The sequence below is a fragment of the Methylobacterium sp. Leaf469 genome (assembly GCF_001424745.1).
GTDB lineage: Bacteria > Pseudomonadota > Alphaproteobacteria > Rhizobiales > Beijerinckiaceae > Methylobacterium.
This window is the reverse complement of sequence record NZ_LMRE01000001.1, coordinates 217,036-242,151: the sequence shown is the minus strand read 5'-3', so window position 1 is coordinate 242,151 and position 25,116 is coordinate 217,036. Positions and strand designations below refer to the sequence as shown.

At 68.3% G+C, this 25,116-nt stretch carries 28 protein-coding genes; 21 read left to right on the top strand and 7 right to left on the bottom strand.

The window, feature by feature from the left end; genetic code table 11:
• Positions 1–160 precede the first annotated feature (160 nt).
• Positions 161–964 carry an undecaprenyl-diphosphate phosphatase gene (locus ASG60_RS01085; RefSeq protein ID WP_056266081.1) on the bottom strand — a complete coding sequence of 268 codons (804 nt, stop codon included), beginning with the start codon at positions 962–964 and terminating at the stop codon, positions 161–163.
• A gap of 245 nt (positions 965–1,209) precedes the next feature.
• On the opposite strand from ASG60_RS01085, the gene ASG60_RS01080 reads away from it, so the two are divergent.
• From ASG60_RS01080 to ASG60_RS01070, 3 genes are all read left to right on the top strand, one after another.
• Complete coding sequence (locus tag ASG60_RS01080; protein WP_056171871.1) at positions 1,210–1,902, top strand: glutathione S-transferase family protein; 693 nt, start codon at positions 1,210–1,212, stop codon at positions 1,900–1,902.
• A 65-nt stretch (positions 1,903–1,967) separates the two neighbouring features.
• Complete coding sequence (queG, locus tag ASG60_RS01075) at positions 1,968–3,110, top strand: tRNA epoxyqueuosine(34) reductase QueG (RefSeq protein WP_277996222.1); 1,143 nt, start codon at positions 1,968–1,970, stop codon at positions 3,108–3,110.
• Positions 3,107–3,973, top strand: a complete 867-nt coding sequence (locus tag ASG60_RS01070; protein WP_056302728.1) for an SDR family oxidoreductase — start codon at positions 3,107–3,109, stop codon at positions 3,971–3,973. The genes queG and ASG60_RS01070 overlap by 4 nt, the downstream gene beginning before the upstream one ends.
• A gap of 3 nt (positions 3,974–3,976) precedes the next feature.
• Here the strand turns inward: ASG60_RS01070 and ASG60_RS01065 are convergent, their stop codons facing one another.
• The 3 genes from ASG60_RS01065 to ASG60_RS01055 all read right to left on the bottom strand — a co-directional run bounded on the left by ASG60_RS01065 (position 3,977) and on the right by ASG60_RS01055 (position 6,775).
• Positions 3,977–5,095, bottom strand: a complete 1,119-nt coding sequence (locus ASG60_RS01065; protein WP_056384008.1) for an acyltransferase — start codon at positions 5,093–5,095, stop codon at positions 3,977–3,979.
• 63 nt (positions 5,096–5,158) lie between these two features.
• On the bottom strand, positions 5,159–6,187 hold the full coding sequence (locus tag ASG60_RS01060; protein ID WP_056384006.1) for a GNAT family N-acetyltransferase: 1,029 nt from the start codon (positions 6,185–6,187) through the stop codon (positions 5,159–5,161).
• Positions 6,188–6,388: 201 nt separating this feature from the next.
• The gene (locus ASG60_RS01055; protein ID WP_056171863.1) at positions 6,389–6,775 is read right to left on the bottom strand and encodes a hypothetical protein; all 387 of its coding nucleotides are present in this window, start codon (positions 6,773–6,775) and stop codon (positions 6,389–6,391) included.
• Positions 6,776–6,944: 169 nt separating this feature from the next.
• On the opposite strand from ASG60_RS01055, the gene ASG60_RS01050 reads away from it, so the two are divergent.
• From ASG60_RS01050 to ASG60_RS00980, 15 genes are all read left to right on the top strand, one after another.
• Entirely contained in the window at positions 6,945–8,477 is a 1,533-nt protein-coding gene (locus ASG60_RS01050) for a helicase HerA-like domain-containing protein (protein WP_056302724.1), read from the top strand.
• Between the two features lie 217 nt (positions 8,478–8,694).
• Complete coding sequence (gene rplU / locus ASG60_RS01045; protein WP_056087079.1) at positions 8,695–9,009, top strand: 50S ribosomal protein L21; 315 nt, start codon at positions 8,695–8,697, stop codon at positions 9,007–9,009.
• 38 nt (positions 9,010–9,047) lie between these two features.
• Complete coding sequence (gene rpmA / locus ASG60_RS01040; protein WP_056171859.1) at positions 9,048–9,314, top strand: 50S ribosomal protein L27; 267 nt, start codon at positions 9,048–9,050, stop codon at positions 9,312–9,314.
• Positions 9,315–9,441: 127 nt separating this feature from the next.
• Positions 9,442–9,906, top strand: coding sequence for a hypothetical protein (locus ASG60_RS01035; protein WP_056171858.1), 465 nt, complete (start codon positions 9,442–9,444; stop codon positions 9,904–9,906).
• An 82-nt stretch (positions 9,907–9,988) separates the two neighbouring features.
• Positions 9,989–11,023, top strand: a complete 1,035-nt coding sequence (gene obgE / locus ASG60_RS01030; protein ID WP_056171856.1) for a GTPase ObgE — start codon at positions 9,989–9,991, stop codon at positions 11,021–11,023.
• Positions 11,024–11,034: 11 nt separating this feature from the next.
• The gene (gene proB / locus ASG60_RS01025) at positions 11,035–12,174 is read left to right on the top strand and encodes a glutamate 5-kinase (RefSeq protein WP_056266181.1); all 1,140 of its coding nucleotides are present in this window, start codon (positions 11,035–11,037) and stop codon (positions 12,172–12,174) included.
• A 108-nt stretch (positions 12,175–12,282) separates the two neighbouring features.
• Positions 12,283–13,578: a glutamate-5-semialdehyde dehydrogenase gene (locus tag ASG60_RS01020; protein ID WP_056266178.1), complete on the top strand. Its 1,296-nt coding sequence runs from the start codon at positions 12,283–12,285 to the stop codon at positions 13,576–13,578.
• A 36-nt stretch (positions 13,579–13,614) separates the two neighbouring features.
• The gene (locus ASG60_RS01015) at positions 13,615–14,298 is read left to right on the top strand and encodes a nicotinate-nucleotide adenylyltransferase (RefSeq protein ID WP_082478729.1); all 684 of its coding nucleotides are present in this window, start codon (positions 13,615–13,617) and stop codon (positions 14,296–14,298) included.
• Positions 14,295–14,738 (top strand): ribosome silencing factor, encoded by a 444-nt coding sequence (gene rsfS, locus ASG60_RS01010; protein WP_082478728.1) that lies wholly within the window; start codon positions 14,295–14,297, stop codon positions 14,736–14,738. Before ASG60_RS01015 ends, rsfS begins: the two co-directional genes overlap by 4 nt.
• 22 nt (positions 14,739–14,760) lie before the next feature.
• Positions 14,761–15,258 carry a 23S rRNA (pseudouridine(1915)-N(3))-methyltransferase RlmH gene (rlmH, locus tag ASG60_RS01005; RefSeq protein ID WP_056171854.1) on the top strand — a complete coding sequence of 166 codons (498 nt, stop codon included), beginning with the start codon at positions 14,761–14,763 and terminating at the stop codon, positions 15,256–15,258.
• Between the two features lie 74 nt (positions 15,259–15,332).
• The gene (locus ASG60_RS01000; RefSeq protein ID WP_056384278.1) at positions 15,333–16,655 is read left to right on the top strand and encodes a peptidoglycan DD-metalloendopeptidase family protein; all 1,323 of its coding nucleotides are present in this window, start codon (positions 15,333–15,335) and stop codon (positions 16,653–16,655) included.
• Complete coding sequence (locus ASG60_RS00995) at positions 16,655–17,974, top strand: S41 family peptidase (protein WP_056171849.1); 1,320 nt, start codon at positions 16,655–16,657, stop codon at positions 17,972–17,974. The genes ASG60_RS01000 and ASG60_RS00995 overlap by 1 nt, the downstream gene beginning before the upstream one ends.
• Positions 17,975–18,105: 131 nt before the next feature.
• Entirely contained in the window at positions 18,106–19,317 is a 1,212-nt protein-coding gene (locus ASG60_RS00990; RefSeq protein ID WP_056384004.1) for a divergent polysaccharide deacetylase family protein, read from the top strand.
• Between the two features lie 69 nt (positions 19,318–19,386).
• Positions 19,387–19,944: an RNA pyrophosphohydrolase gene (locus tag ASG60_RS00985; RefSeq protein ID WP_244476544.1), complete on the top strand. Its 558-nt coding sequence runs from the start codon at positions 19,387–19,389 to the stop codon at positions 19,942–19,944.
• A gap of 41 nt (positions 19,945–19,985) precedes the next feature.
• Positions 19,986–20,606: a DUF2939 domain-containing protein gene (locus tag ASG60_RS00980; protein ID WP_056357058.1), complete on the top strand. Its 621-nt coding sequence runs from the start codon at positions 19,986–19,988 to the stop codon at positions 20,604–20,606.
• Positions 20,607–20,706: 100 nt separating this feature from the next.
• Here the strand turns inward: ASG60_RS00980 and ASG60_RS00975 are convergent, their stop codons facing one another.
• The 3 genes from ASG60_RS00975 to ASG60_RS00965 form a co-directional block, all read right to left on the bottom strand.
• The gene (locus ASG60_RS00975; protein WP_056384002.1) at positions 20,707–21,786 is read right to left on the bottom strand and encodes an ROK family protein; all 1,080 of its coding nucleotides are present in this window, start codon (positions 21,784–21,786) and stop codon (positions 20,707–20,709) included.
• A gap of 160 nt (positions 21,787–21,946) precedes the next feature.
• On the bottom strand, positions 21,947–22,315 hold the full coding sequence (locus ASG60_RS00970; protein WP_056384000.1) for a hypothetical protein: 369 nt from the start codon (positions 22,313–22,315) through the stop codon (positions 21,947–21,949).
• A gap of 22 nt (positions 22,316–22,337) precedes the next feature.
• Positions 22,338–22,781 carry a response regulator gene (locus ASG60_RS00965; protein WP_056266055.1) on the bottom strand — a complete coding sequence of 148 codons (444 nt, stop codon included), beginning with the start codon at positions 22,779–22,781 and terminating at the stop codon, positions 22,338–22,340.
• Between the two features lie 168 nt (positions 22,782–22,949).
• On the opposite strand from ASG60_RS00965, the gene ASG60_RS00960 reads away from it, so the two are divergent.
• From ASG60_RS00960 to ASG60_RS00950, 3 genes are read left to right on the top strand one after another with little or no spacing between them, the layout of a single operon-like run.
• Complete coding sequence (locus ASG60_RS00960) at positions 22,950–23,618, top strand: YoaK family protein (RefSeq protein ID WP_056171836.1); 669 nt, start codon at positions 22,950–22,952, stop codon at positions 23,616–23,618.
• Between the two features lie 52 nt (positions 23,619–23,670).
• The gene (locus ASG60_RS00955; protein ID WP_056302715.1) at positions 23,671–24,678 is read left to right on the top strand and encodes a hypothetical protein; all 1,008 of its coding nucleotides are present in this window, start codon (positions 23,671–23,673) and stop codon (positions 24,676–24,678) included.
• A 5-nt stretch (positions 24,679–24,683) separates the two neighbouring features.
• A complete protein-coding gene (locus ASG60_RS00950) occupies positions 24,684–24,947 on the top strand; it encodes a hypothetical protein (protein ID WP_056383998.1) in 264 nt (87 codons plus the stop codon).
• Positions 24,948–25,116: the final 169 nt, after the last annotated feature.

Below are 25,116 nucleotides of genomic sequence, written 5' to 3'. Positions count from 1 at the left end.
TCGATCGGGGCACCGGCCGCAGAGGGCCGGTCACAGCATCAATGTCCGGAAAAGCCCTTGCACGGTGGCGCACGCCGAAGCAATCGCCCCCGATCCCGGATATCGAATACGCCGGCCCGGTCTCGGAATTGCCCTCCGGTCCTCGCCGGCGTGGCGCGCCTCAACCGAAGACGATCAACCCGAAGAAGCCGAGGGACCCGACGATGATGCGCCACCATGCGAACAGGCGAAAGCCGTGGGCGGAGACGTAGTCGAGCACCGTACGGACCACGAACAGGGCGGAGAAGAACGCGACGATGAAGCCGATGACGATGAGGCCGGTGTCGTCGCGGGAGAGGTTCTTGTAGTTGTCGAGCAGGTCCTTTGCGAAGGCACCGGCCATGGTGGGGATCGCGAGGTAGAACGAGAATTCCGTCGCGGAGCGCTTGTCGGCACCCATGAGCATCGCACCCACGATGGTGGCGCCGGAGCGCGACACACCTGGAATCATCGCGATGCACTGGAACAGGCCGATCTTGAAATCCATCGGCAGGGAGAAGTCGAACACGTCGCGCTTCTTCACCTCGAGATCCGTCTCGTCGAGCACGAGGAGGACGAGGCCGCCCGCCACGAGGGTCGCGCACACGATCCACGGATTGAAGAGGTAGTACTTGATGTACTTGGAGAAAAGGCCGCCGACGATGGCCGCCGGCAGGAACGCGAGGAGGATGCCGAACACGAAGCGGCGGGCGTTGGGATCGCTCGGGAGAGCTTTGGCGATGCCGAGCAGACGCCCGAAATAGACCGCCAGGATCGCCAGGATCGCACCGAGCTGGATCAGCACCTCGAAGGTGTTGTTGGGCGACTGGAAGCCGATGAAGTGGCCGACCAGGAGCTGGTGCCCCGTGGACGAGACGGGGATGAACTCCGTCGCGCCTTCCACCACGGCGAGGACGACCGCCTTCGCGATGCTCATCGCATCCATCATCGTATCGCCTCGCTTTAAGTTGTAGAGCATTGTGTCGGGGCGTGGCCACGCAGGTCACGCGCCGGGCACGGCCTCGGATTTAATCCGAGCCATCGACCATGACGGTTGACGGATGGTTACCGCCTTTGGCCGAGCGTGTTAATGAGGCGGCAACGATCGAGCAATATGTCTGGAGGGGCGACCCTCTGCGAGGGGCCCGATACGGCTCGTCCCCGGCAGCTTCCCCCGTCCGAACGGCCTCGATGGCGACGCTTCACCACTCCCCCTTCTGCCCCCATTCGCGCTTCATCCGCCTCGTGCTTGCCGAGATGGGGATGGAGCCCTCCCTGCTGGAGGAACGCCCGTGGGAGCGGCGCGACGCCTTCCTGATCATCAACCCGGCCGGCACGACGCCGGTGCTGGTGGAGCAATCGGGGCTGGCGATTCCGGGAGCCGGCATCATCGCCGAGTATCTCGACGAGACGCGGGGGCTCGGCCTCAGCGGCCGGCGCCTCTTGCCCGAGACCACGGCGGCCCGGGTCGAGGTCCGCCGGCTCCTCGACTGGTTCCTGGTCAAGTTCGATGCGGAGGTGACGGGCTACCTCGTCACGGAAAAGATCTTCAAGCGCTTCATGAACAGTGCCGCGGGTGGCGGGCCCCCGGACATGAACGCCATCCGGGCGGCGCGCACCAATGTGCGCTATCACCTGAAGTACATCGGCTACCTCATGTCCCGCCGCAAATGGATTGCGGGCGACCATCTGACCTATGCGGATCTGGCGGCGGCCGCCCACCTCTCCTGCGTGGATTACCTCGGCGACGTACCATGGGACGAGGACGAGACGGCGCGGGACTGGTACGCACGGGTGAAGTCGCGCCCGTGCTTCCGCACGCTCCTGGCCGATCGGGTGCCGGGCATGGCGCCGGCCGACCACTACGCGGACCTGGACTTCTGACCGACGGCCCGACGAAAGTCCGTCCACCGCGCAAGATTCTGGCGGGGGACGACCTGCGCCGGGCCGTGGAGACCCGCGCCCGGCACCTCGGCTTCGACGATGTGCGCGTGACCCGGCCCGATGCGGTGCCGGCCCTGGTCGAGCGCCTGCCGACATGGCTCGCCGCCGGCCATCACGGCGACATGGCCTGGATGGTGGACCGGGCCGACCAGCGCGCCGACCCGGCGACCCTGTGGCCGGGGGTGCGCAGCGTGATCATGCTCGGCATGAGCTACGGGCCGGAGGAAAATCCCCTCGCGGCGTTGGACCGGCGCGACCGGGGTGCCATCGCGGCCTATGCGCAGCGGCGCGACTATCACGAAGTGCTGAAGGGCAAGCTCAAGGAACTCGGGGGCTACCTCTCGGCCAAGGGCGACGTGCGCGTGAAGGTGTTCGTGGACACCGCGCCGGTGATGGAGAAGCCCCTGGCCGAGGCCGCCGGCCTCGGCTGGCAGGGCAAGCACACGGTCCTCGTCTCGCGCGCCCACGGCAACTGGCTCCTGCTCGGAGCGATCTACACCTCGGCCGATCTCGCGGCGGACGCGCCCGAGACCGACCATTGCGGCTCGTGCCGGCGCTGCCTCGATATCTGTCCGACCGACGCGTTTCCGGCGCCCTACCAGCTCGATGCCAGACGCTGCATCTCCTACCTCACCATCGAGCACGAGGGTCCGATTCCCCGCGCGTTTCGCGCCGCCATCGGCAATCGCATCTTCGGCTGCGACGACTGCCTCGCGGTCTGTCCCTGGAACAAGTTCGCGGCGATCGCGGGGGAAGGGCGGCTCGCCGCGCAGGCCGACCTAGCGGCTCCCCCCCTCGCCGATCTGGCCCGGCTCGACGACGCAGGGTTCCGGACGCGGTTCGCCGGGACCCCGATCAAGCGCACGGGCCGAGACCGATTCCTGCGGAACGTCCTCATCGCCATCGGCAATTCCGGATCGGCCGCGCTCGCACCCGAGGTGGTACGCTGCCTCAGCGATCCCGCGCCCCTGGTACGCGGCATGGCGGTCTGGGCTGCCACCCGCCTCTTCGACGCGGACGCCCTGCGGGCCGCATTCGAGGAGCACGGTCGGCAGGAAACGGATGACGCGGTCCGGGCTGAATGGCAGAACGGCTTGGCTCAGGACGGCCCGTCGGGATCGATCATGCAGGAACTACGAGACTCATGAACCTCTTCGTCTTCGGCCTCGGCTTCACGGCTCGCCGGTTCGTCGAACGGGCCTCGGGCCGCTTCGCCGAGGTCCGTGCCACGGTGACCGATCCGTCGCGGCCCGGGGCCGGCCTCGCCGGCGTGGCACTTCGGACGTTCGGGCCGGACGGCGACGACGACCGCATCGCCGCCGATCTCGCCGATACCGATGTGCTCCTCGTCTCGGCTCCCCCCGGGCGGGAGGGCGACACGGTTCTGGCTGGCTACGGCGATGCCATTCGCAGAAGTCGCATCGGCTGGATCGGTTACCTCTCGACCATCGGCGTCTACGGTGACCAGCAGGGTGCGTGGATCGACGAGACGACGGAGCCGCGTCCGACGAGCCAGCGCTCGCACGGGCGCCTCGCCGTGGAAGCGGCCTGGCTCACCCTTGGGCGCGAGTCCAACAAGGCCGTTCAGGTGTTCCGCCTGGCCGGCATCTACGGGCCTGGCCGAAACCCGATCGTCAAGTTGCGCGAGGGGAAGTCGCAACGGATCATCAAGGCCGGACAGGTCTTCAACCGCATCCATGTGGACGATATCGCGACCACGCTGCTCGCCTCCCTCGACCGGCCCCGGGCCGGGGCGGTCTACAACGTCACGGACGACGCACCGACCCCGCCACAGGTGGTGACCGAGCACGCAGCCAGCCTCGCGGGCCTGCCCCTGCCGCCGGAGATCGATTTCGAGACCGCGGATCTCAGTCCGATGGCGCGCAGCTTCTACGGCGAGAACAAGCGGGTGCGGAACCGGCTGATCCGCGAGGAACTCGGCGTCGATCTCGCCTATCCGACCTACCGCGAGGGACTGGCCGCCCTCGTGGCGGATGCGCGCGCGCCTTAGACTTCAGGCCCGGCCCTGGGTGGGCTGCGCCCATCCGAGCCGCGACAGAGCACCGAAGAGGGCCGCCCGTGCCGGCTTCGGACGCTCCACGGCACGGGCGGCGGCGATCGCAACAGCCTGGGCCACGAGCCACGCCGCCGCCAAGGTCGCAACATCGCCGGTCCGACCCGACGCCCAGCCGAAGTGGGCGCGAACGGAGAACACCAGGACCAGGATCGGCATGTGCACCACGTAGAGGGTGTAGGAGAACGAGGCTGCGCCTTCCCAGCGCGCGAAAGTCCGTGCGGCGGGCGCCTCGTTCGTCGCCAGACCGAGCAGAGCGACGGCCAGGGGCAGTCCCAGTGCAGCTTGGTAGGCGAGGAACGGCCCCCACGCGCTCATGGCATCGACGAAGCCGGGGTTCGCCGCGAAGGCCAGGGGTGCGCCGAGCGCGAGCCCCGCGATGGGGAGAACGACCGGTGTCGCCGCCAGCCGGCGTAGACCGGGATGTCCCCCGAGCCGGGCCGCGCCCACGCCCGCCCCGAACAGGGCCAGGGATTGCAGGTAGAAGAACCGATTGGCCGTCACGAGAACGAGCCCCGAAGCGAGGACGATCCCCGTGGCGCGCCAGGCTCCACGCCCGACGATGGCCAGGGTGGCGAAGGCGGCGACCGCGTAGAGGTAGACCTCCTGGCGCAGGGACCAGAGCGGATTGTCGATGACGAAGGTCGCGTCGCTGGGGGCGAACGTCAGGGTGATGCCCCGCAGGAAGGCGAGGACGCCCATGATGTAAGGCTCCCCCGTCCGGGTCAGGAGGGGGAGGCCGGCCCGGCCGAGGATGCCCACCGCGAAGGTGAGGGCGATGGCGAAGATCAAGGGGGGCGCGATGCGGGCCACCCGGTGGACCGCGTAGGGCACGAGGAAGCGGCCATCCCGCCCGGCCATCCGGCTGAGACTCGTCGCGATGACGAACCCGCTGAGGGCGAAGAAGGTCATCACCGAGACTCGGCCGATCCAGCCGGTGATGGCCGCTCCTGTCCCATGGGTGGGCAGGAACGCCATCTCCACCGCGTGGGTGAGCACCACCGCCTGTGCGGCGAGACCCCGCACACCGTCGAGCGCCTCGTATCGATAGCCCCGCATCCGTCCCGCCCCTCCGGCCCGCGGGACCGGGTTGCCGGAGGGATGCGGTTCCCGCAAGCGGCGTTACGCGGCCTTGCGGTTCGCGGTGGGGCCGAAATGATCGATGTAGCGCGCGGCGATGGCCGAGACCGGCAGGACCACGAATACGTCGGTGGTGCCGAACTGATGATCGACCACGGCCCCGTCGCCGAAGGTCGCGCCGACCCGGAGGTAGCCCTTGATCAGGGGCGGCAGGGATTGAAGGGCGGCTTTCGGGTCCACGGCTTCGCGGGCGAGGCGGTCCATGGCGACGTAGCGTCCGGGCAGGGCCGTGGCGCCCCAGCCTTCCGGCGCGCGGGCGTGATGATGGAGGAAGCTCAAGGGGAGGGCGAGGCGGTCCGGATCGGTGCCCTCCAGGCTGGCGCAGCCGAGCATGGCATCGATGCGGTGGTGTTGGACGTAGGCCCAGATTCCGGCCCAGAGCAGTTCCACCGTGCGCTTGGTCCGGTAGGGCTTGAGGACACAGGAGCGGCCGAGTTCGAGGAAGCGCTCGCCCGGATGCGCGGCGAGGAGGGGCGCGATGTCGTACTCGGCCTCCGTGTAGAAGCCGAAATGCCGGTCGGCCGTCTCCTGGCGCAGGAGGCGGTAGGTGCCCACCACCTTCGGGCGGGGGCGCCGGAACGGGGTCTCGTCCGTGGCTGCGTGATCGATGACGAGGAGGTGGTCGCAGACCGTGTCGTAGGCATCGATATCCCGGCGCGAAAGCAGGGACAGGCCGGTGGCCACCGCCTGCATCTCCTCGAAGAACACCCGGTAGCGCAGGCGCTGCGCCCGGCGAATCTCGGACACGGAAGTCGCCAGCCGAACCTCGAGATTGCCGATGCGTCCGAGGCTCGGATCGAGGCCTGGGGCCGGGAACGGCTTCTTCAGGCGCGGCGTGAACTTGATCGGTACGGAACCGGGCGGGATGAGCGCCCGCCCGAGTGGGGTGGGCACTCCCAAAAGGCCTGCTTCGCTGCGCTTGCGCTTCATTCGGGTGAAGGGCGCATGAACGTGCGTCTCCCAACCGGTGAGCCACGCCGCGGATGCCTCTCGCGCGAAGTTCGGAACCATGGTCGAATCCGCCTGTCGGGATCGCGAGACGGGCTCACCCCGGAGCCCTGAACCTCACGCCTTCGGGACGCCACAACACCATGCGGCGCACACGCTTTTATGACACGGATTCGCCAAGTGCGAGAGGGAGTTGAGGCGCTTAGCCGACACCTCTCCGGCAGCCCGCACGTGCGTAGCCGCCGAAGTGGATCGAATGGATGGTCAGACGAACTGATTCAGGCCGGGGATCGAGCCGACGATGGGCCCCATGACGTCCTCGCCGGCCTTCTCGCGGCCGTAGGCGAACAGCTCCCGGCCGAGCGGCTGCATCTGGCCCATGGGGACACCGGCCGCCATGAGTTTCTGACCCAGCGCCATCACGCCGCCGCCCATCATGCCACCGAGCATGCCCATCAGACCGCCGCCGCCTTCGCCCGCATTGGACTCCGCAATGGTGGTCTCAGAACCGGGAAGGGTGGCGAGGAGCTGGCTGACTTCGGTGGCGGGCCCTTCCTTCTGGAGGAAGGCCAGGATGTGGCCGATGGCCGTCTGGGCAGTCGCGGCGTCCAGCCCCGTCACGGTGGTGACGCGGGCAATCAACTCTTCCATCTCGGGTCGCTCCAGAGCATTCGGGATTTTGTCTGTCCGGCCTTGCCGCGGGTAAATCAAGGGTGGCAGCCGCGTCAGGCTTCTGTTGCTGGAAAATGCCGCGCCCAGGCCGCATAACCCACTTGAGCGAGGCGGCACGCCGCTTCTCAGCATCGGGGAGTGGGCGATCATGCAGGGCGACGGCACAATCCTCGTGGGCAAGAGTCTCCTGAAGGGGGGCGGCACCAAGCCGGAGGCACTCACCCTGCGGCTCGCCAACCGCCATGGCCTCGTGGCGGGCGCCACCGGCACCGGCAAGACCGTGACCCTGCAAGTGATGGCCGAGGGCTTTTCGAATGCCGGGGTCCCGGTCTTCGCCGCCGACATCAAGGGGGATTTGTCCGGGCTCGCCGCCGCCGGGGAAGCGAAGCCTCATTTCGTCGAACGTGCCGAGCAGCTTGGTATTCCGTACGAGCCCGACCGCTTCCCGGTGGTGTTCTGGGATCTGTTCGGCGACCAGGGGCATCCGATCCGCGCGACCGTGATCGAGATGGGGCCCCTGGTTCTCGCCCGCCTGTTGGAACTCAACGACACCCAGGAGGGCGTCCTCAACATCGCCTTCCGGATTGCCGACGACAACGAATGGCCGGTTCTCGACCTCAAGGATCTGCGTGCCCTCCTGCTCTACGTCTCGGAGAACCTGAAGGCGATCTCGGGCCAGTACGGCAACGTCTCGGCGGCGAGCGTGGGGGCCATCCAGCGTCAGCTGCTGATGCTGGAGAATCAGGGTGCAGACCAGTTCTTCGGCGAGCCGGCCCTGGACCTTAACGATTTCATGAAGACCGACCGCGAAGGGCGCGGCATCGTCAACATCCTGGCCGCCGACAAGCTCATGCAGCGGCCCCGGCTCTACGCCGCCTTCCTGTTGTGGATGCTGTCGGAGCTGTTCGAGCAATTGCCCGAGGTGGGAGACCTCGACAAGCCCAAGCTCGTCTTCTTCTTCGACGAGGCCCACCTGCTGTTCGACGATGCGCCCAAAGCGCTTCTCGATGCCGTCGAGCAGGTGGTGCGGCTGATCCGCTCCAAGGGTGTCGGCGTCTACTTCGTCACCCAGAACCCCCTCGATGTCCCCGAGTCGGTTCTCGGTCAGCTCGGCAACCGGGTGCAGCACGCCTTGCGTGCCTTCACGCCGCGCGACCAGCGTGCGGTGAAGTCGGCGGCCGAGACGTTTCGCCAGAATCCGGGTTTCGATGTCGCCAAGGCCATCACCGAACTCGGCGTCGGCGAGGCCTTGATGAGCTTCCTCGAAGCGAAGGGAACGCCTTCCATCGTCGAGCGGGCCCTCGTCGCTCCGCCCCAGGGCCGCGTCGGCCCCATCACGCCGGCCGAGCGCGCGAGCCTCATGGCGAACAGTCCCGTGCGGGGGAAGTACGATGCGGCGGTCGACAACGAGAGCGCCTACGAGATCCTGGCCAAGCGCAAGGGTTTGGATTCCGCGCCGGCAGAGGCGGCTCAGCAAGCCGAGGGCGGTCTGACGGGCATGCTCGGTGGATTGCTCGGCAGCGTCTTCGGCTCGAAACCCGCTGCAAAGGGGCGCCGCCCTCCACAAACCCTCGCCGAACAAGTCATCGGCAACGCTGCCCGTTCCATGGCGCGCAAGGTTGGAACGGAGGTGGGGAACGCGATCCTTCGCAATGTGCTGGGCGGGCTCACCAAGCGTTGAATTCGTGGCACGCGGCTCTTGCCCGAACCGGCATCGCATTGACAAATCACCCCCATCGCGCCTATGCACCAGCGCAATGCGCGGCTTCCTCGACGAAGTCCGCGCGTTTCGCGTTCGCGCCCGGCTCGACCCGGTGTCGCGGATGACCTGAACAAGAAGACGGTCCAGGTTCACCTGACGGTGAGCGGGAGGCCGGCAGAGAACACGAAAGAGAACGATGTTCGCAGTCATCAAGACGGGCGGCAAGCAGTATCGCGTTGCCGCCAACGACACCATCACGATCGCCACCCTCGAGGGTGAAGCCGGCTCCACCGTGACCTTCGGGGACGTGCTCCTTTTCGCCGACGGCGCTGGCGCCACTCAGATCGGCGCGCCGCTGCTCTCGGGCATCAGCGTCACCGGCGAGATCGTCAGCCATGGCCGCGACGCGAAGGTCATCGCCTTCAAGAAGCGCCGCCGCCAGAACTCGCGCCGCAAGCGGGGCCACCGCCAGCACCACACGGTGGTTCGCATCACCGGCATCAGCGCCTGACGGTCGGATCGTTTTTCGAGATTTCGGAGTAAGCCACAATGGCCCATAAAAAAGCAGGCGGCTCGTCCCGCAACGGCCGCGATTCCGCCGGCCAGCGCCTCGGCGTGAAGAAGTTCGGCTCGGAAGCCGTCATCGCCGGCAACATCATCGTGCGCCAGCGCGGCACCAAGTGGCATCCCGGCGCCAATGTGGGCATGGGTACGGATCATACCCTGTTCGCCAAGACCGATGGCCGGGTGCTTTTCATGACCAAGCGCGGTCGTGCCTTCGTCACCGTCGTGCCGCTGCAGGAAGCTGCCGAGTAACGAACTTTTCTTTCGGTCGCCCGGCCTTCCGGTCGGTCGGGGCATGGATGGGGGAGGATGGGTATCCATCCTCCCTTTCGTCGTCTGAGGCGGAGTAGGTTCCGCCCACAGCGATGGGGTCGAGGCCATGAAGCGTACCCTTGCCGTATCGGGCGCGGCTGCCCTGGCGGCCTTCGGGTTTGCCGCCCTCCTGTTGCGTGGCTTGGACCACCCCCAGCCAGCACCCGGTGTCGTCGCGACGACGTCTGCGATGCCGACGCTGTACTGTGAATTCTACAATTTCGTCGGCCGCGCTCCGAAGGTCGGGTTCACCTTCTCGACCTCGCGCGCCAACGAAGCTCCGGCCTTCGCCCAAGTGAACCAGATCGAGGCGGACGGGACGCGGACCGCTTTTGGCGCGGACAGCGAGCCGTCACGGAATTGGACTTTCGAGGCGGGAGACCCGCCGAATCTGGTTTCGCCCGACGATGCCATCCGCATCCTCCTTTACGGATACGAGGGCACCACGTCCGCCGGGACGTGGTTCGAAGCCGGACTTCGGAGTATCCAGTACCTGAACCTCGACGGGAAATGCCGTCGCGGCGGAGCCTGACGCCGATACCGGCATCCCGCCGGAGCCGACCCGCGAGACCGCTTCGCGTGTCCGAGACGAATGAAGTGAGACGAGCAGTACCGTGAAATTCCTCGACGAAGCCAAGGTCTACGTGCGCTCCGGCGACGGTGGTGCCGGATGCGTGGCCTTCCGGCGTGAAAAGTTCATCGAATTCGGCGGTCCCAACGGCGGCGACGGCGGCCGCGGTGGCGACGTCTGGGTCGAGTGCGTCGACGGTCTCAACACCCTGATCGACTACCGATACCAGCAGCATTTCAAGGCCAAGAAGGGCGAGCACGGCATGGGCTCGAACCGCCACGGGGCCAACGGCGCCGACGTGGTGCTCAAGGTGCCGGCCGGGACTGAGATCATCGCCGAGGACGGCGAGACCCTGATCGCCGACATGACCCATATCGGCCAGCGGGTACGCTTGGCCAAGGGAGGCAACGGCGGCTTCGGAAACGCCTATTTCACCACCTCGACGAACCGTGCCCCCAAGCATGCCAACCCGGGCCTCGAGGGCCACGAGCAATGGGTCTGGCTGCGCCTGAAGCTCATCGCCGATGCGGGCTTGGTCGGCCTGCCGAATGCCGGTAAATCGACGTTCCTCGCCACCGTGACGGCGGCCAAGCCGAAGATCGCCGATTACCCCTTCACCACCCTGCACCCCGGCCTCGGCGTCGTCCGCTCGGACGAGCGGGAATTCGTTCTCGCGGATATTCCCGGTCTCATCGAGGGCGCACACGATGGCGTCGGCCTCGGCGACCGGTTCCTCGCCCATGTCGAGCGCTGCCGCGTGCTCCTGCACCTCGTCGAGGCCACCAACGAGCATGCGGGCAAGACCTACAAGCTCGTCCGCAAGGAACTCGAGGCCTATGGCGGCGGCCTGACCGACAAGCCCGAGATCGTCGCCCTATCGAAGGCCGACGTGGTCGATCCCGACACGCTCAAGGAGCAGGTCGCCCGGCTCAAGCGCGCCTCGGGGAAGAAGCCGTTGATCCTGTCGTCGGCGACGGGGCTCGGCGTTCAGGACGCGCTGCGGGCGATCACCCGCTCCATCGCGGAGGCCAAGCGCGCCGAGGCGGAGGCGCAGCCGGCCGATGCGTGGCAGCCGTGAGTGACGCGGCGGTGACTTCGCCGCGTGCATCGACGCCCAACCTCCAGGACTTCCGCCGGATCGTCATCAAGGTCGGTTCGGCACTCCTCGTGGACCGCGCGCGCGGACGTCTGCGCCATGCCTGGCTCGCGGCTCTGGCCGAGGACATCGCCGACCTGCACGCGCAGGGAGCCGACGTCCTCGTCGTCTCCTCGGGCGCCATCGCCCTCGGGCGTACGGTGCTTGGATATCCGCCCGGTACCCTGCGGCTGGAGGAGAGCCAGGCGGCGGCGGCCGTGGGACAGATCGCGCTCGCCCGGCACTGGTCGGAGGCGCTCGGCCACCACGGGATCGCGGCCGGCCAGATCCTGGTGACGCCGCAGGACACCGAGGAGCGCCGACGCTACCTCAACGCCCGCGCCACCGTGCTCAAGCTGCTCGAAGTGCGCGCCGTGCCGGTGGTGAACGAGAACGACACCGTGGCCACCAGCGAGATCCGCTACGGCGACAACGACCGGCTCGCCGCCCGTGTCGCCACCATGATCGGTGCCGACGTCCTGGTGCTCTTCTCCGATATCGACGGCCTCTATACGGCGCCGCCTCACACCGACCCGCTCGCTCGCCATCTTCCGGTGATCGAGCGCATCACCCCCGAGATCGAGGCCATGGCCGGCGGTCCGGCCTCGGATCTGTCGCGCGGTGGGATGCGCACCAAGGTCGAAGCCGCGAAGATCGCCGCCAGCGGCGGCACCCACATGGTCATCGCCGACGGCCGCGAGAAGAACCCCCTGCGCACCATCCTGAAGGGGGGGCGTTGCAGCTGGTTCCTGTCGGGCTCCAACCCGATCGCCGCGCGCAAGGCCTGGATCGCCGGGTCCCTCGAGCCGCGCGGCATCCTCATCGTCGATGACGGTGCCGCCCGCGCGCTTCAGGGGGGAGCCAGCCTGCTGCCGGTGGGCGTCACCGGGATTCACGGCGGATTCGGACGCGGCGACGCCGTGGTGATCCGCGATGCCGCCGGGCGGACCCTCGGGCGTGGCTTGGTGGCCTACGACAGCGATCAGGCCGTGCGGATCATCGGCCGCCCGAGCCGCGAGATCGCCGATCTGCTGACTCATCCCGGCCGCGCCGAAATGGTGCATCGCGACGACCTCGCCATGGTGGGCGAATAGCCGGGTTGTCATGCGTTACGCTTGTTTCCCCAGTATCCGGCATGCGATGACGGGCGGGACAACAGGCGGGCGCGCCGGATCGCGCGACGGCCCGCGAGGATGAAGGCCGTGCCCGTTCTGAACCTGCGTACCGATTTTCAAGCTCCCGATCTGACCGCCGAGATGCATGCCATCGGCCAGCGCGCGCGAGCCGCCGCGCGTGGCATCGCGCTGGCACCAGCTCAGATCAAGGATATCGCGCTTCGCACCATCGCCGAGCGCTTGCGGGGGGCACAGTCCGAGATCCTGACAGAAAACGCCCGGGACGTGGAAGCGGCCCGCGCCGCCGGCCAGACTCAGGCGCTCATCGACCGGCTCACCCTCGATCCCACGCGCCTGAGCGCCATCGCCGACGCCGTCGAGAAGATCGGTGCCTTGCCCGATCCCGTCGGGCGTCAGGTCGCTGCGTTCGAGCGTCCCAATGGCCTGCTGATCGAGCGCATCGCCGTGCCGCTGGGCGTCATCGGCGTGATCTTCGAGAGCCGCCCCAACGTCACCGCCGATGCCGGCGCGCTGTGCCTCAAGGCCGGCAATGCCGCCATCCTGCGCGCCGGGTCCGACAGTCATCGCACGGCCATGGCCATCGCGCGCGCCATGCGGGCCGGTCTGGAAGCGTCCGGACTGCCGGCGGACGCGATCCAGATCGTACCGACCCGTGATCGGGCTGCCGTTGGCGCCATGCTGTCCGGCCTCGACGGCTGCATCGACGTGATCGTGCCCCGGGGCGGGCGCGGTCTGGTGGAACGTGTCCATGCCGAGGCGCGGGTGCCGGTCTTCGCGCACCTCGATGGTATCTGTCACGTCTACGTCGCCGCCGGCGCCGATCTCGACATGGCCCGTACCATCGCCCTCAACAGCAAGATGCGCCGTACGGGTATCTGCGGCGCCGCCGAGACCCTCCTGGTGGATCGCGCCTGCGCCAGCACGCATCTGGCTCCCCTCGTCACGGCTCTCATCGAGGCAGGGTGCGCCGTGCGTGGCGATACGGATGTGCAGGCGGTCGATGCCCGTGTGACGCCGGCCGCGGAGGCGGACTGGCGTACGGAGTACCTCGATGCCATCATCGCCGTCCGAGTGGTCGATGGTCTCGATGCGGCGATCACCCATATCGAGACCTACGGATCGCACCACACCGATTCCATCGTGACCGCCGACCGCGCCGAGGCGACGCGCTTCCTCGCCGAGGTCGATTCCGCCATCGTCGTCCACAACGCCTCGACCCAGTTCGCCGATGGCGGGGAGTTCGGCTTCGGGGCCGAGATCGGTATCGCAACGGGCCGGATGCATGCGCGCGGACCCGTCGGCGTGGAGCAACTCACCACCTTCAAGTACCGCGTCCACGGGAGTGGGCAGACGCGTCCTTGACGCTTCGCTTCGTTCCGCCACCACACGCGGCTTCCGATGCGACTTGACGTGTCGGGACCCGTTCGGCTTCCGCCGGCCTGCCCCGGCCTCCGGATCGGCCTCTACGGCGGTTCGTTCAACCCGGCTCATCTCGGGCATCGGCATGTCAGCCGCGTCGCCCTGCGGCGCCTGGGCCTCGACCGCGTCTGGTGGATGGTCACGCCGGGCAATCCCCTGAAGGACCGGGCCGATCTCGGTTCCATTGACGCGCGCGTCTCGGCCGCTCAGGCTATCGCTGCCCATCCCCGCATCGTGGTGACGGCTTTCGAGAGCCTCATCGGTGCTCGCTACACTCGGCAAAGCCTTCGCTACCTCACGGACCGCCATCCGGCCGTGCGATTCGTCTGGATCATGGGAGCCGACAGCCTCGCGACATTTCATCGCTGGCAAGGGTTCCGTGCGATCGCCGAAACCATGCCCATCGCCATCATCGACCGGCCCGGCTTCACTCTCAAAGGGCCGGTTGCGCGGGGTGCGCAAGCTCTCGGCCGTTGGCGGATCGACGAGGCGGATGCCCGTGTGCTCGCCGATCTCGACCCACCGGCCTGGGTCTTCCTGCACGGTCCACGTTCTCATCTGTCCTCCACGGCCCTGCGAACCGGGGGGCGGAAAGATGGATTGCGCGAAGACGCAACGGGAACGTTCCATGTCGCGCCCATTCAGGGTACGATCCCCGCATGACGATGGCCATTGCAGGAACTGAGACGCTGAACGACGCGGTCCACCAGGGAGCCCCAGGTTCCGACGACGTTGCCGACCGCAAGATCGGCGACCTCAGAGCGCTCGCCCTCGATTGTCTGGAGGACATGAAGGCGGAGGAGACCATCGAGATTGATCTCATGGGTCGGACGTCGCTCGCCGACACCATGATCATCACTTCGGGTCGCTCGCAGCGCCATGTCGGTGCCATCGCTGACCGCATCCTCCAGGACATGAAGGCCAAGGGTCTCGGCTCCGCCCGGGTCGAGGGCATGCCGGCCTGCGACTGGGTGCTGATCGATGCAGGCGACATCATCGTCCACATCTTCCGCCCGGAAGTGCGCGGCTTCTACAATCTCGAGAAGATGTGGGGCGCCGACCGTCCCGCCGTCGACCTGCCAAGCAACGCCCTGGCCGAGTAAGCGACCGCGGGTCGTCGACTCCATGCGGCTCCTCATCGCGGCGGTCGGGCGCCTGAAGGCCGGTCCGGAGCGCGACCTCGCGGCACGCTACCGCGAACGGGCGGCCCAACTCGGCCGCAGTCTCGGCTTTCCAGCCTGCGATACGGTCGAGATTCCCGAGAGCCGTGCACGTCGGCCTCAGGATCGTTGTGCGGAGGAGGGCACGGCCATCCTCGCGCACGCGCAGGGAGCCGCCCTCGTCGTCTACGACGAACGCGGACGCGCCGATCTCACCAGTGAAACCTTCGCCGATCGCGTGGCGGCCTGGCGCGACGCCGCGCGTCCGAGCCTCGCCATCGCCATCGGCGGAGCCGACGGACTCGATCCGGCGGTACGAGCGCGAGCCGATCTCACCCTGTCCTTCGGCGCGGCGACGTTGCCGCATGGCCTTGTGCGCGTGCTGGCCTTGGAGCAGGTGTATCGAGCGCTGACGATCCTCGCCGGCCATCCCTATCATCGCGGAAACCTCGACGAACGATGACGGCGGTGAGGCCATGGATGGCGGCACGGGGGGGAGGGCGCAGCTTATGCGTGCTCGCCCTGACCGGCCTCGCCGTGACCACGCCGGCTGCGGCGCAGGAATCTGCCAGGCAAGAGTCTGCCAGGGAAGTGACTCCGAAAGACCCAAGCGCCAAGTCACCGGCTGCCGAACCGGATGCGGTTCAGAAAGCCGTCGAGGAAAAGAACCGACGTGCCGAGAACTTGAAGCGCATCGAGGAGGCACTCGCGGCCTCGACGGGGACGCGTGCGCAACTTGAGGCCGAGATCGCATCCATCGGTGGCGACCGGGCCAAATTCAATACGGCCCTCCTGGATGCGACCCGTCAGGCTCAGGCGACGGAAGACCGGATGACCCGGTTGGAAGAGCGTCTCAAGACCCTTGGGGCCTCCGAGGCGGCCATCCGCCGGTCGCTGGATGGGCGGCGCGGCGTCATCGCCGAGATCCTCGCAGCCCTCCAGCGCATGGGTCGTCGGCCGCCTCCCGCGGTGCTGGTGCGTCCCGAGGACGTGCTCGCCGTTATCCGAACTTCGATGCTGCTCGGTGCCGTGGTGCCCGAACTGCGCGGCGAAGCCGAGACCTTGGCGGCCGACCTCACCGAACTCGTGCGCCTGAAAGGTCTCATCGCCGCCGATCGCGAGGGTTTGAAGAACGATCTCGCCGGATGGGCGCGGGAGCAGCAGCGCCTCAACGGCCTCATGGCTGCCCGAAAGGCGCGGCTGGCCGAGGTGGAGAGCGGCTTGGCGACCGAACGCTCACGCACCGCCGAACTTGGCCTCCAGGCCCGCACCCTCAAGGAACTCCTGGAGCGGATGGAAGGCGAGGTGGCCTCCGCACGCCGTGCGGCGGACGAGGCGCGTGCGGCCGAGACCCGGGAGGCGCGCGCCACGCAGGAGCGCTTCGCCGCCGCCGGTATCCGCGACCCGGCGCGCCTCGCCCCCAAGGTTCGGTTCGCGGACACACGTGGCGATCTGCCTCGGCCTGTGAGCGGAGCGCTGACGCGCGGCTTCAACCAAACCGACGCCAATGGTGGCACCACCCGCGGCATTTCGCTCACCACCCGACCCAAAGCCGTGGTTTCGTCACCGGCCGATGGCTGGGTCTCCTTCGCCGGCCAGTTTCGGTCGTATGGCCGACTCTTGATCATCAATGCCGGCGATGGCTACTATCTACTGCTGGCGGGGATGGATCAGATCGACGTCGAGGTCGGCCAGTTCGTCCTGGCGGGCGAGCCCGTGGCGGCCATGGGCGAGGGCGGTGCGGGTACGACCCCGGCCGGCGGCGATCCGGTGTTATACGTCGAGTTCAGAAAAGACGGCGGCTCCATCGATCCGGAGCCTTGGTGGGCCAAAAGCCCCAGCGAGAAGGTTCGCGGATAATGCGCAAGGTTTCCCTCGTTCTCCTCGGCGCGTTCATCGGCGTCGGGTCCTCCATGGTCGCGACCCAGACCCGCCTGCTGTCGGGGACCAGCGCCGTGGCGGCCTCGGCCGAGACCTATCGCCAACTGAGTCTGTTCGGCGACGTATTCGAGAAGGTCCGCACCGACTACGTCGAGAAGCCCGACGAGGCCAAGATCATCGAGGCGGCGGTGAACGGCATGCTCACGTCGCTCGATCCGCATTCGAGCTACATGGACTCGAAGAGCTTCCGCGACATGCAGGTGCAGACCCGCGGCGAGTTCGGTGGTCTCGGTATCGAGGTCACCATGGAAGACGGTCTGATCAAGGTCGTCACCCCCATCGACGATACGCCCGCGTCGAAGGCCGGCATCCTTTCCAATGACGTGATCACCCAGATCGACGAGGATCAGGTCCAGGGACTCACCCTGAATCAGGCCGTGGACAAGATGCGTGGCCCGGTGAACTCGCCGGTCAAGCTCAAGATCAGCCGCAAGGAGTCGAAGGACCCCATCGAGGTCGTGCTCAACCGCGACGTGATCAAGATCAAGCCCGTGCGCTCGCGCGCCGAGGGCGGCGACGTCGGCTACATCCGCCTGACCCAGTTCAACGAACAGACCTTCGACGGGCTGCGGTCGGCCATCGACAAGCTCAACGGCGAGATCGGCGCCGACAAGCTCAAGGGCTACGTCCTCGATCTGCGCAACAACCCGGGTGGCCTCCTCGATCAGGCCGTGATGGTCTCCGACGCGTTCCTCGATCGCGGCGAGATCGTCTCGACCCGCGGCCGCAATCCCGACGAGACGCAGCGCTTCTCGGCGAAATCCGGTGATCTGACCAAGGGCAAGCCCATCGTCGTACTGGTCAACGGCGGCTCGGCCTCGGCCTCCGAGATCGTGGCCGGCGCCCTGCAGGATCACAAGCGCGCGACGGTGCTCGGCACCCGCTCGTTCGGCAAGGGCTCGGTGCAGTCGATCATTCCGCTCGGCGGCAGCGGCGCCCTGCGCCTGACCACGGCACGCTACTACACCCCGTCGGGTCGCTCGATCCAGGCCAAGGGCATCGAGCCGGATCAGGAGGTGCTGCAGGAGGTGCCGGACGAGCTCAAGGGCAAGGACGAGACCAAGGGCGAGGCCGGCCTGAAGGGCCACCTCAAGCAGAAGGACGTCGAGGAGCGCGGTGGATCCTCCGCCTACGTTCCGCCCGACCCGGCCAAGGACAAGCAGCTCACGGCCGCCTTCGACTACCTGCGCGGCATCCAGAAGGGTGCGTCCAACACCAAGACGACGGTTCCGAACTGAGCCGGCACACGGTCGCTCTTTAGGGAAGCGTTAACCATGGCGGCCCCCAATGTCGGTTCAGAACCGATATCGGGGGCCGCTTTCGTTTCGGGAGGCGGTTGCCGTTCTCGTCCCGACCCTGAGGGAAGCGGCTGAGCGTGGCCTCCGACGACATCCTGACCCGGCCTCTCGGCGCCAAGCGAACCCCACGGGAGCGCCTTCGCAGCCTCAACGCCACGTACCTGACCCCACGGATGGTGACAGGGGGCCTCGTCCTCGGCCTCGTCGGTGGCCTGAGCATCCTCGGCGCCGTCGGCGATCCGCAGGGAGGCGAGCCGGTGGCCGTCGCCACCATCGCCCTGCGCGACCCGCCGCCCGTGTCGACCGCTGCGGTCCCGGTGCCCGAGAAACCGGTCGCAGCCCAGCGCTCGGCCGATGCCGTCGAGACCGCCTCCGGTGTCACCGTGGTGCGCGCGGGCGGCGGCAATGCGCCGAGCGACGCCGTGGTGATCCGTGTTCCCGATGCGGCACCGGTCAAGCTCGCATCCGCCCCCGACCCGCGCCTCGTCGAGCGCGGACGCCACGGCAGCGTGCCGCGCCTCGGCGAAGGGCGAACCCGCCCCCTCGACGTTTATGCCCGGCCCGATACCGGGACCACCGGCCCACGCATCGCCATCCTGGTGTCGGGGCTCGGCATCGGGCAGGCCGCCACCGCCAGTGCCATCACCCGGCTGCCGCCGGAGGTCAGCTTCGCCTTCGCCCCCTACGCCGGTGATCTCGAACGGACCGTGGCGCGCGCCCGGGAAGCCGGCCACGAGGCGCTTCTTCAGGCACCCATGGAGCCGTTCGACTATCCCGACAGCGATCCGGGGCCACAGACCCTGCTTACGACAGCGCGTCCGCCGGAGAACCTCGACCGGCTTGCCTGGGCCATGAGCCGCTTCCAAGGCTTCGTCGGCATCGTCAATTACATGGGCGCCAAGCTGACGAGCGATGCCGCCGCCTTCGAGCCGGTGCTGCGCGAGATCGCCGCGCGCGGTCTCGGCTACGTCGACGACGGCACCTCGCCGCGTTCCATAGCCACCACCCTCGGTGCCAAGGCGAAGGTTCCTGTCGCACGGGCCGAGTTCGTCCTCGACGCCCTGCCCCGGCCTGAGGCCATCGATCGGGAACTCGCGCGGGCCGAAGCGCAGGCCCGTGCCAAGGGCTTCGTCCTGGTGTCCGCCACCGCGATGCCGATGACCATCGACCGGATCGCGCGTTGGTCGAAGGACCTCGAAGCACGCGGCGTGCGGCTCGTGCCCGTGAGCGTCGCCCTGCGTGCGGCTTCGGGGAGCGCCCGCCTCAGCAGCGCCGCGCCCTGAGTGTCGGGCCGATACGATTCTTCGCATCGTGCCGCCATCGTGCGTTGCGGCGCGGGGATGGGGTGCCCTATGGTCGCGCCGATGACAGCCCTCCCGAACGACGACGGCACCGGATTGCCGTACCGCCCCTGCGTCGGGATCACGTTGATCGCACGCACCGGTCTCGTATTCATCGGTCGTCGCCGCGCCGATGCCGGTCCGGAACACGTTGCCGATGGCCGTGCCTGGCAGATGCCGCAGGGCGGGATCGACCCCGGCGAGGCCCCCAAGGATGCGGCCTTGCGTGAACTCTACGAGGAAACCAACGTCGCACCCGGCTCCGTCCGGCTGCTGGCCGAAGCGCCCGACTGGCTGACCTACGATCTTCCACCAGCGGTGATGAAGCAGGCCTGGAAGGGGCGTTATCGCGGGCAGACGCAGAGGTGGTTCGCCTTCGGTTTCCTCGGCGACGACAGCGAGATCGATGTCGCGTCACCCGGTGGGGGTGCCCATGCGTCCGAGTTCGATGCTTGGCGGTGGCAACCCATGGCTGGATTGCCGGACGTCATCGTACCGTTCAAACGGCCCATCTACGAGGGTGTGGTCGCGGCGTTCGGTGGTTTGACCGACTGGTGCGTTCCGGCGTGAGCTCCAGCACTCTCCCGGCTCGCCGGTAAGGCTGCCCACCGATGCGCTGGTGGTCGATCCCCGTTGTACTGGCACTGTGCTGGTTCGTGTTCACCCTGACGCCGTTCTGGGCGCTCTACGACCTCGCCCGTGCCGTGCAGGCGCATGACGTGGCCTATATCGAGCGCCACGTGAACTTCCGCACCCTGCGGCTGTCGGTGATCCGACAGGCCGCCGCCGCCGCGCAGGCCCGTGGCGAAACGGGCGGTGCGGAACCGCGCGAGCGCCAGCGCGTGACCGATGCCCTGGTGGCCCTCGCAATCCCCATCGCCGAATCCCTTGTGACGCCTCAAACCGTGGTCGACCTCCTCGACGACGGCTGGCCCCAATCCATCGACCTCGGCCCTCCGGAGCCCCGCCAAGGAGACACACCCGCCGACCTGCGCAAGCCCGGGCTGCATGCCGAGGGCTTCCGCCGGCTCGTCCCGTTCTACCTGTCCTCGGAGATGCGCGGCTTTCGCACGGTGGTGATTCCGGTCCCGCCCGACGCGACGCGGGATCGCCGATTTCGCCTGCGCCTGCGCCTGCGCGGCTGGACCTGGCGCCTCGTGGACATCGAGCTACCCGAGGAATTGCGCGAGCGGATCGCGCAGAAGCTCGCCCGTACGGGGCGGAGCCGTTAAGGCGAGGGTGCCAGGGATATAGGACCGGTTACTGGCCCCGGTTTGGCTGGGCCGGATCCGAGTGTTCGCTTTGCCAGAGCCAGCTTCTCAGGCCTATCTCTCAGGCAGCCGCATCGTCGGCGTTCCGGTTGGTGAAGCGAGCGTTGCCCAGGCCGGTGCCGATGGTGAGGATGCCCCAGCGGGTCACCTCCTGTCGGTAAGGCACCTCGCTCAGGCCCTGCACGACGGCATCGTTGTGCATCACCACCATGGTGGCGTGGTCGCCGATCCGCGGGATCGCCGCGACGAGGCGCTCGGCGAGGTTGAAGCGGTCGCTCTCCCAGTTGCCGGGCAGGTTCTGTCCACCGCGGTCGATGGTGCCATCCGCTTCGATAACGCCGGGGCAGCCGATGCCGATGAAGGGCGCCAACGTGAGATTGGCCCGGCCCGCTCGCCGGATCAGGTCGTTGAGCATCCCGATGAGCCGATCCACGGCGGCGTCGCGGGTCGGTGCCGGATCCTCGTCGCGGTGACGCCAGATCTCGGAGCGCCAGACCGCGCTCCGGGACAGGTCGGGCGCCTTGCGGAGGTTCGTCGCGACGACCCCGGCGCGGATGTTGGTGCCGCCGATATCGACGGCGAGCAGGCTGTCGTATCCGGCGAAGATCCAGGCCGGTGCGAGGTGGACCGACCCAATGAGGCCGGCTTCGTCGGGGTGGTGGCGGATCGGCTCCAGGGTTAGATCGAGGCCGGCGGCCCGCAGGAGCACACCGGCCCGGGCGATGGCGAGGTGCCCGACGCGGCTGTCGCTGAAGCCGCCCCCGACCACGATGCTCTCCGTGTCACGCCAGCCCTTCTGACGCAGGAAGCGGCGCACCACACGCGCGAGTTCCTGGGCGAACTCCTCGATGGCGCTGAAGATCAGGCCGGAGCTTAAGGGATCGCTGCCGTCCAACGCCCGATCGAGCGCCTTCTTGCTGAGGTCGGCACTGGGCTTGTCGCCGAAAGGATCGGGGCCGACCTTGCGCAGGGTTTCCCGCCACGTTTCCAGGATCTCGCGAAACGCCTTCTTCGAGACCTTGTCGCCGACGAACCCGTCGTCGGCCTTCAATTCGCTGTTGTAGTCGTCGACGATCACCGAAGGCAGTCGATGGGCGGCATGTGCGATGCCCGCCTCGCGGGTGAGGATGTCCGTCGCCATGCCGATACGCTGCCCCTGGATACGCGGTCGCCCCCTCAACGCGGCATCCGCTTCAGTGGATGGCGGTACGCGCGAGCGGGCGCCGCGGTCCTAACGCGGCGCCCGGGGCATGGGAAGCCGACCGCACCCCCAGGGGTGGGCCGGCCTGGATATCGGGTCGTCAGTTCGCCTTCGGCGCGGCCGGCGCGGCCTCGGCCGGGGGGGCCTTCGGCTCGCGGGTTTCCAGAACCTCCTCGGCCTTCTCCTCGTCGGTGTCGCCGCCGCGCTCGATTGCCTTTGCGGGATTGGCCGCGAGCGCCTTAACGATCGCGACGAGGCGTTCGCACTCGGGACCGTACTGGTAGGTCTCGAGCACGATGGCGGCGTCGCGCAGGGTACGAAGATCGCGCACGGTCTGCTTGTTGGCCGCCTCGCGCAGCTGGCTCTTCGCCGCGATGGCCTCTTCGAGCTTGGCTGCCTTCACGTCGCAGGCGGAAGCGACGCCCGTGGAGGCGAGCACGAAGGCGAGGGTGGTGAGGATGGTGCGCATCGGTGGGTCCGGGGGCTGGCGCTCAGGCGTGGTGGGCGGGTGAGCGCAGGATGTCGTTGGCCAGGGCCACGAGGGCGCTGAGGCGATAGGGCTTCGGTACGAACACCGAGTCCGTCACGGCGTCGCCGTGGGCAAGATGGCCGCGTCCGCCCGAGGTGTAGACGACGGGCAGGTCGGGGCGAACCTGGCGCGCACGCTGAGCCAGGGCGAGACCGTTCGTGTTGCGGGCCAGATCGATATCGGTGAAGAGCAGATCGACCCGCTCACGGGCCAGGATGCCCTCCGCTTCATCCGCATCGGACGCGGTGAGAACGCGATAGCCTTCCTCCAGAAGCGCCTCGGCGGCAAGCTCGCAGACCATGATCTCGTCCTCGACGATGAGCACGGTCTCGGCGATCCCGCAGGAGCCGAAGACGGATGGGGTGAAGCTGGGCAGGGCGAGGGCGGCGCAGGCGAATGGGATCATGACGCAACTCCTACTCACCCGGCGGGGGACGCATGGTCCCGTACCGGATCACCCAACCAACGGACCGCAGCGGCGCGATGTTCGAGTGCGTTCACTCCAATTGCGCGGACTTGGTGAGCAAAGCTTTAACCCTGCCGGCCCGGTGGTGAACGCGAAGGGGCAGCGCCTGTGACCCGGCCCTGGCATCTCGGCTTCGGCCTGATCCTCACGGCGCTGGCCGGCTACGTCGACGCCCTCGGCTTCATTCGGCTCGGTGGCCTCTACACCTCGTTCATGAGCGGCAACACGACCCAGTTCGCCGTCGCCCTCGGACACGGCCAGCCCCACCTCGCCTGGCTGCCGGCCCTGCTCATCCTCGCTTTTCTCCTCGGTGGAATCTGCGGCGGCGCCCTCTCGGCCCTGACGCCCGCACGCTGGAGCACGCCGGTGATCCTCGGCTTCGAGGCCGCAATCGTCGCAGCTGCCTTCGAGGCTGCCGTCGCCGCCCCGGATTCGGGCCTCGCCTCCCTGATGCTGGCGCTTGCCATGGGGGCGCAGAACGCGGTCCTGTCCCACGTCCAGGGCTTTCGCGCCGGGACCACTTTCGTCACCGGCGCGCTGTTCAGCTTCGGCCAGAAGCTCGCTTTGGCGCTCGCCCGGCGCGGCGCCCGTTACGCCTGGGTCGGCGATGGGGTGGTCTGGCTCGCGCTTCTCGTCGGATCCCTCGCCGGAACGGTCGCCTACGGCCGTTTGGCGTTGTATGCCCTCGCCATCCCTGCCGGCATCGCCGGCATCCTGGCCGTCGTCGCCACGATCCTGACGGCGCGGCGTGCGGTCTCCGGCGCACCCGCCCTGTGAGGCTCGGGCTCCGCGCGCCTATCGCAACCGAGTGACGAGAGATCCCCGCCGGATGGCCGAGACTGCACCTTCCCTCCTCGACCACGTCACGCCCATCGCGGCCGGGGCCCACGTCACCGCCGCCGTGTGGTTGAAGGACACCCTGGCCCTGGCGCTGGGCGACGGCGCCGTGCTGCTGGCCGGCCGCGGCGAGTTCCGACGGATCGAATCGCACCCGGACGGCGCCATCCTGGTCGCCGCCGGTGACGGACGCCGGATCGTGACCGGGGGCGATGACGGCCGCGTGGTGGCGACATCGCCCGAGGGCGATGTCGTCGAGGTGGCCGTCGCCAAGGGCGGGGCCTGGATCGACGCCCTGGCGCTCCATCCCGACGGCGCCATCGCGTACGCCGCCGGACGAAACGTCGTGGCACGCGACGCCAAGGGCCGCGAGAAGGTGTTCGCCGCCCCATCCACCGCGCGCGGCCTCGCCTTCGCGCCGAAGGGCTACCGCTTGGCCGTCTCGCACTACAACGGCGCCACCCTGTGGTACCCGAACCTCGAGACCGCGCCCGACTTCGTCGAGTGGAAGGGCTCGCACATCGACGTGACTTGGTCGCCGGACGGCCGCTTCGTCGTCACCACCATGCAGGAGAACGCCCTGCACGGCTGGCGTCTCCAGCCCGACCGCGGCCACATGCGGATGTCGGGCTATCCCGGCAAGGTCCGCTCCGTGGCCTGGTCGGGCGATGGCGACTGGCTCGCCACCGGGGGCGCGGAAGCCGCCATCATCTGGCCGTTCGACTCGAAGGAAGGCCCCACCGGCAAGGCCCCGCGCGAGTGCGGCGTGCGCCCGGCGCGGGTCTCGCGGGTGGCGTTCCATCCCAAAGCCCTGGTGCTCGCCATCGGGTACGAGGACGGCTGCATCCTGCTCGTGCGCTTCGCCGACGGGTCCGAACTGTTGGTGCGCCCGGCCGTGAAGGGCAGTGGCGTCACGGCCCTCGCCTGGGACGCGCGCGGCGCCCGCCTGGGCTTCGGCTGCAGCGACGGGGCCGCCGGCCTCCTCACCCTTCCGGGCTGACGTCCATGGCGCTGTTCGGGCGGAAACAGCCACAGGCCGATGCGGCGGTGCGCGCGGCGATCCTCGCCTGGGCACGACAGGCCGCGGGCTTCGACGCGGCGGGAATCGTCAAGGTGAACGAGATCGTTTGCGCCGATCCGGCCTGCCCCGGCATGGAAACGATCCTCCTGCTCATGCCGCCGGGGCTGCCGACCCGTGCGGTGAAGATCACCAAGCCCATGGCGGCGGTAACGGAAACCGATGTGGTCCTGGCCCTCGCGCGGGATTGACGATCCCGCGCAGGATTGAAACCGCGTCGCTTTTCTGTCATACGCCGCCTCGCGTTGAACCGCCCGGCCGATCGGGCTGCCGTGGCGGTTCGTGCTGCTCCATCAGAAGCATCAACCGAGCGCATCCCTTCGATCCCAACCCGGATCGGGGTGCATGCGCGTTCAGGAG